The sequence below is a fragment of the Pseudomonas sp. NDM genome, assembly GCF_003105095.1.
In the GTDB taxonomy this organism is placed as follows: Bacteria; Pseudomonadota; Gammaproteobacteria; order Pseudomonadales; family Pseudomonadaceae; genus Aquipseudomonas; species Aquipseudomonas moraviensis_A.
Genome location: NZ_QETJ01000249.1, coordinates 1 through 4,636, shown reverse-complemented (window position 1 = coordinate 4,636; position 4,636 = coordinate 1). Strand labels below are relative to the sequence as shown.

The window sequence follows — 4,636 nt, the reverse complement described above, 5'->3', positions numbered from 1 at the left end:
GAACGCGTTTCAAATGTAGGAGTGAGCCTGCTCGCGATAGCAATCTAACCTGCAACACAATGCTCAAGGTCTGAACCCAGCAATGTCTGCTCAAGATGATCCAGATGCCGATTCATCAGCATGCCAGCCTTGGAAGCGTCTCCACGCTCCACCGCTTCAACCAGCGCTTTGTGTTCCTGCCAGGCGCAACAACTGTGCGTAGAACCCTCACATCGCGCAATCGCCAATGACGTCAGCGGCACCAGACTGTCAAGAAAATGCGCCAACGGTGCATTCCCCGCCATCCGCGCCAACTGCAGATGAAACTCCCCCGACAAGCGAATCGCCGCCCCGCGCCGATCCTGCTCGACGGCGCGCTTCTCGCGTTCGATCAACGTGCGCAGACGTTGTAACTCATCTGCACGCGAGCGCTGACACGCCAACCGCACCAGGGTGCTTTCAGCCAGCCGCCGCGCATGCAGCGTCTGCCGGATCAGCTCTCGATCGGGCGCCGCCACTCGCGGCCGATGATTGGCGCGCAGCACCACGATCTGTTCATGGGACAACTGCGTCAGTACCCGCCGCACATCGGCGCGGCTGGCACTGAACATCGCCTTCAGACTGTCCTCGGTAAACCGGCTGTGTTCATCGATACGCTGCTCGAGGATCGCGTCGAACACGCGCGGATACAGATCCTCCACCGGCGTGCGCAGGCCAGGAAAGGGCAGGGCAGTGGAGTGCGCATGCGAGGCTGAAGCAAAACTGTTCATGGCCGTTCTCCTGGCAAATCAGGTGGGCAGGTTGTCATCCGGGATATTCAGCTCGACGCCCATGCGCTGGCCTTCGCGCAGAATGTGCCGGCGCATCTCGGCGCTGGCCTGAGCGCTGTTCTTGCTGCGGATCGCGCGGACCACGGCTTCGTTTTCTTCCAGACGCTCAGCCAGATGCTCCGGGGAATTGCGCAACACGTCCGCGCTTTGCTTGAGGGCATTGCTGGTCTGCTGGACCACGCTCTGGAAAATCGGGTTCGAGGTCAGGGTGAACAGTTCTTCGTGGAAGGCGATGTAGGCGCTGACCCCGGCTTCGCTGTCGCCGGCCTCGAGGGCTTCGCGCATGTCCATCAGGGTCAGGCGCAACTGGCCGACTCCCTTGCTGCTGATCGATTGCGCGACCAGCCCGACGATGAACGGCTCGAGGGTGTAGCGCAGTTGCAGCACGTCTTCGAGACTGGCGCCGGCCACCGCGCTGTCGTGGCTCTGGCTGTCGCTGAGTTGCGCATCGAGGACGACCACGCCTTTGCCCGGCATCGAGCGCACCAGACCGAGGGTTTCGAGGACGATCACCGCTTCGCGCAGACTCGGCCGGCTGATGCCCAGTTGTTCGGCCAGTTCGCGCTGGCCCGGCAGCATGTCGCCTGTGCGCCACTGGCCACGAGCCAACGCGGCGCGGAGCTTTTCCACCACTGAATTGACGACGGTTGAAGTTGTAATCACGTATTGGCTCCCTGCGCCGTGCCTGCCAATCAGCAGGCACGGCACTCATTCAAAATTCTTTGGCCGCCGCCTGGGCGACGGTTTTTCGCGGTTGAAAGTTATAGCCCTGTTCGCCGTTGAGCACCTTGTTCGCGCGCTGCACGTCGATGTCCTTTTCCCAGCGAGCGATGGCCACGGTGGCGACGCAGTTGCCGATCAGGTTGGTCAGCGCGCGGCCGATGCCCATGAACCAGTCCACGGCCAACACCAGCACCAGACCGACCACGGGAATCGCCGGGATTGCGGTCAAAGTCGCCGCGAGAATCACCAGTGCCGATCCGGGAATGCCGTGGGCGCCTTTCGAGGTGATCAGCGACACCAGCAGAATCGTCAGCAAATCAGTCATCGCCAGGGGGGTGCCGGTGGCGTTGGCGATGAACACGATGGCCAGGGTCAGGTAGATCGAGAACCCGTCGAGGTTGAACGAGTACCCGGTCGGGATCACCAAGCCGACGGTGGAGCTGCCGATACCGAGGTGTTCGAGCTTGCGCATGATCTGCGGCAGCACGGCGTCGGAAGAAGCGGTGCCCATAACGATCAGCAGTTCTTCACGCAGGTATTTGAGCAGCGGCCACATGCGCAGGCCGGAAACGCGCATCACCAGACCGAGAATCAGCGCGACGAAGGCGACGCAGGTCAGGTAGAACAGACCGACCAGGCTGCCCAGGTGTTGCAGCGAATCGAGGCCGTATTTGCTGGTGGTGAAGGCGATGGCGCCGAACACGCCGATCGGTGCCAGCCGCACGATCATGCCCATGATGCGGAAGATCACATGGCTCAGTTCGTTGATCAGCCGCGAGATCCCGGACGCCGCTTCGCCGACCAGATTCAGCGCACTGCCGAACAGCACCGAGAACAGCAGCACTTGCAGAATGTTGTTGTCGGCGAAGGCACCGATCACCGAGGTCGGGATCAGGTCCATCAGGAATTGCGTGGTGGTGTGCATGTGCTGGCTGCGTTCAGCGAGGTCGCCCATGTCGGCGCTGGAGAGTTGCTCAAGATGGATGTTCGCGCCGCTGCCGATGCCGGTACTGAAGGCGAATACCAGGCCGATCACCAGGGCGATGGTGGTCAGCACTTCAAAGTAGATCACCGATTTGAGGCCGATGCGCCCCACCTTCTTCAGATCGCCCGCGCCGCTGATGCCGCTGACCACCACGCAGAACACGATCAGGCCGATCAGCATCTTGATCAGTTTGATAAAGCCATCGCCGAGCGGTTTCAGTTGGGCGGAGTATTCGGGAAGGGTCAGCCCGCAGACGATGCCGAGCATCAGTCCGAGAACCACTTGAAGGAAGATTGAACGCGAGCACCATCTGAGCATGGGAGGAATCCTGGGTCGGTGTCCTGGCTGCCGCACGCGTTGCGCATCGGATTCAGGACTTAATTATTGTGGTCTTACCGGTATGTCCAGTGCAGGCGCAGTCTAGGCTTGGGTTTTTCCTGATTACAAGTGGGCAGCATGAAATTGGCATGACCGGTCTGACCGGTGGTCCAGAAGCCAAGGTCACAGCCTCCGGCAGCTCGTGCATTTGAAATGCGATTTTCCCGTAGGAGCTGCCGAAGGCTGCGATCTTTTGATCTTTTCAACAGGCGAAAAAAAACCGGCCAATCACTTGGCCGGTTTTTCATGCTGCAGGTTTAACGTCGCACTTAAGCGCCGTACACCGGCAGTTTCTTGCAGATGGCTTTGACTTTCTCACGAACGGCATCGATCACCGCTTCGTTGTTCAGATCAGCCAGGATGTCGCAGATCCAGCCGGCCAGCTCTTTGCACTCGGCCTCTTTGAAGCCGCGCGTGGTCACAGCCGGGGTACCGAAGCGCAGGCCGGAGGTGACGAACGGCGAGCGTGGATCGTTAGGCACGGAGTTCTTGTTCACGGTGATGAACGCTTTGCCCAGAGCGGCGTCAGCGTCTTTACCGGAGATGTCCTGCTTGATCAGCGACAGCAGGAACAGGTGGTTTTCAGTACCGCCCGAAACCACGTCGAAACCCCGCGCGATGAACACTTCGGCCATGGCCTTGGCGTTTTTCACCACTTGTTGCTGGTAAGCCTTGAACTCAGGCTGCAGCGCTTCCTTGAAGCAGATCGCCTTGGCCGCGATCACGTGCTCCAGCGGGCCGCCCTGGGCGCCCGGGAATACTGCGGAGTTGAGCTTTTTCTCGATCTCGGCGTTGGCCTTGGCGAGGATCAGACCGCCACGTGGGCCGCGCAGGGTCTTGTGGGTGGTAGTGGTCACGACGTCAGCGAACGGCACAGGGTTCGGGTAGACACCAGCGGCAACCAGACCGGCGACGTGAGCCATGTCGACGAACAGGTAGGCGCCGACCTTGTCAGCGATTTCGCGGAAGCGCGGGAAGTCGAGGATCTGCGAGTAGGCAGAGAAACCGGCAACGATCATTTTCGGCTTGTGCTCGACTGCCAGGCGCTCGACTTCGTCGTAGTCGATCAGGCCGTTGGCGTCGATGCCGTACTGGATGGCGTTGTACAGCTTGCCCGAGGAGGAAACGCTGGCGCCGTGGGTCAGGTGACCGCCGTGGGCCAGGCTCATGCCCAGAATGGTGTCGCCGGCCGACAGCAGGGCCAGGTAGACAGCAGCGTTGGCTTGGGAACCGGCGTGCGGCTGAACGTTGGCGTAATCGGCGCCGAACAGTTCCTTGGCGCGGTCGATGGCCAGTTGTTCAACCACGTCGACGTATTCGCAACCACCGTAGTAACGCTTGCCCGGATAGCCTTCAGCGTACTTGTTGGTCAGGACCGAGCCTTGAGCTTCCATCACCGCTGGGCTGGTGTAGTTTTCCGAAGCGATCAGCTCAATGTGTTCTTCCTGACGCTGAGCTTCTTGCTCCATGGCGGCAAAAAGGTCGGCGTCGTACTTGGCAATAGTCAAATCACGGCTGAACATGGCGGTCCTCAAGGATCGGGGGCAGAAAAGGGGGGCATTCTAACCCAACCGCTTTTGGATGACATATGAAACGACATCATGTCGCAGACAAGTGGCGTTCATGACGGGATCAGCGGTGATCGGGTGGTTGTGTGGCGAGGGAGCTTGCTCCCGCCGGGCTGCGCAGCGGCCCCAAAACCCTGTGAGCGCTGCGCACTCAAGCGGGAGCAAGCTCCCTC

The 4,636-nt window shown here is 60.5% G+C and carries 4 protein-coding genes; all 4 read right to left on the bottom strand.

The annotated features are described in order from the left end of the window. Positions 1–44: 44 nt before the first annotated feature. On the bottom strand, positions 45–749 hold the full coding sequence (locus tag DCO47_RS25775; protein ID WP_042610516.1) for a GntR family transcriptional regulator: 705 nt from the start codon (positions 747–749) through the stop codon (positions 45–47). Between the two features lie 18 nt (positions 750–767). Continuing rightward, positions 768–1,472 (bottom strand): FadR/GntR family transcriptional regulator, encoded by a 705-nt coding sequence (locus tag DCO47_RS25770; RefSeq protein WP_116659212.1) that lies wholly within the window; start codon positions 1,470–1,472, stop codon positions 768–770. Between the two features lie 49 nt (positions 1,473–1,521). Beyond that, positions 1,522–2,835, bottom strand: coding sequence for a C4-dicarboxylate transporter DctA (locus DCO47_RS25765; RefSeq protein ID WP_064364099.1), 1,314 nt, complete (start codon positions 2,833–2,835; stop codon positions 1,522–1,524). A gap of 329 nt (positions 2,836–3,164) precedes the next feature. Further along, on the bottom strand, positions 3,165–4,418 hold the full coding sequence (glyA, locus tag DCO47_RS25755; protein WP_039761726.1) for a serine hydroxymethyltransferase: 1,254 nt from the start codon (positions 4,416–4,418) through the stop codon (positions 3,165–3,167). Between the last annotated feature and the right edge of the window lie 218 nt (positions 4,419–4,636).

Excerpts from the sequence above, each read along its gene's own strand:
- DCO47_RS25775 (WP_042610516.1), bottom strand. The coding sequence starts at position 749 with ATGAACAGTTTTGCTTCAGCCTCGCATGCGCACTCCACTGCCCTGCCC.
- DCO47_RS25765 (WP_064364099.1), bottom strand. The coding sequence starts at position 2,835 with ATGCTCAGATGGTGCTCGCGTTCAATCTTCCTTCAAGTGGTTCTCGGA.
- glyA (WP_039761726.1), bottom strand. The coding sequence starts at position 4,418 with ATGTTCAGCCGTGATTTGACTATTGCCAAGTACGACGCCGACCTTTTT.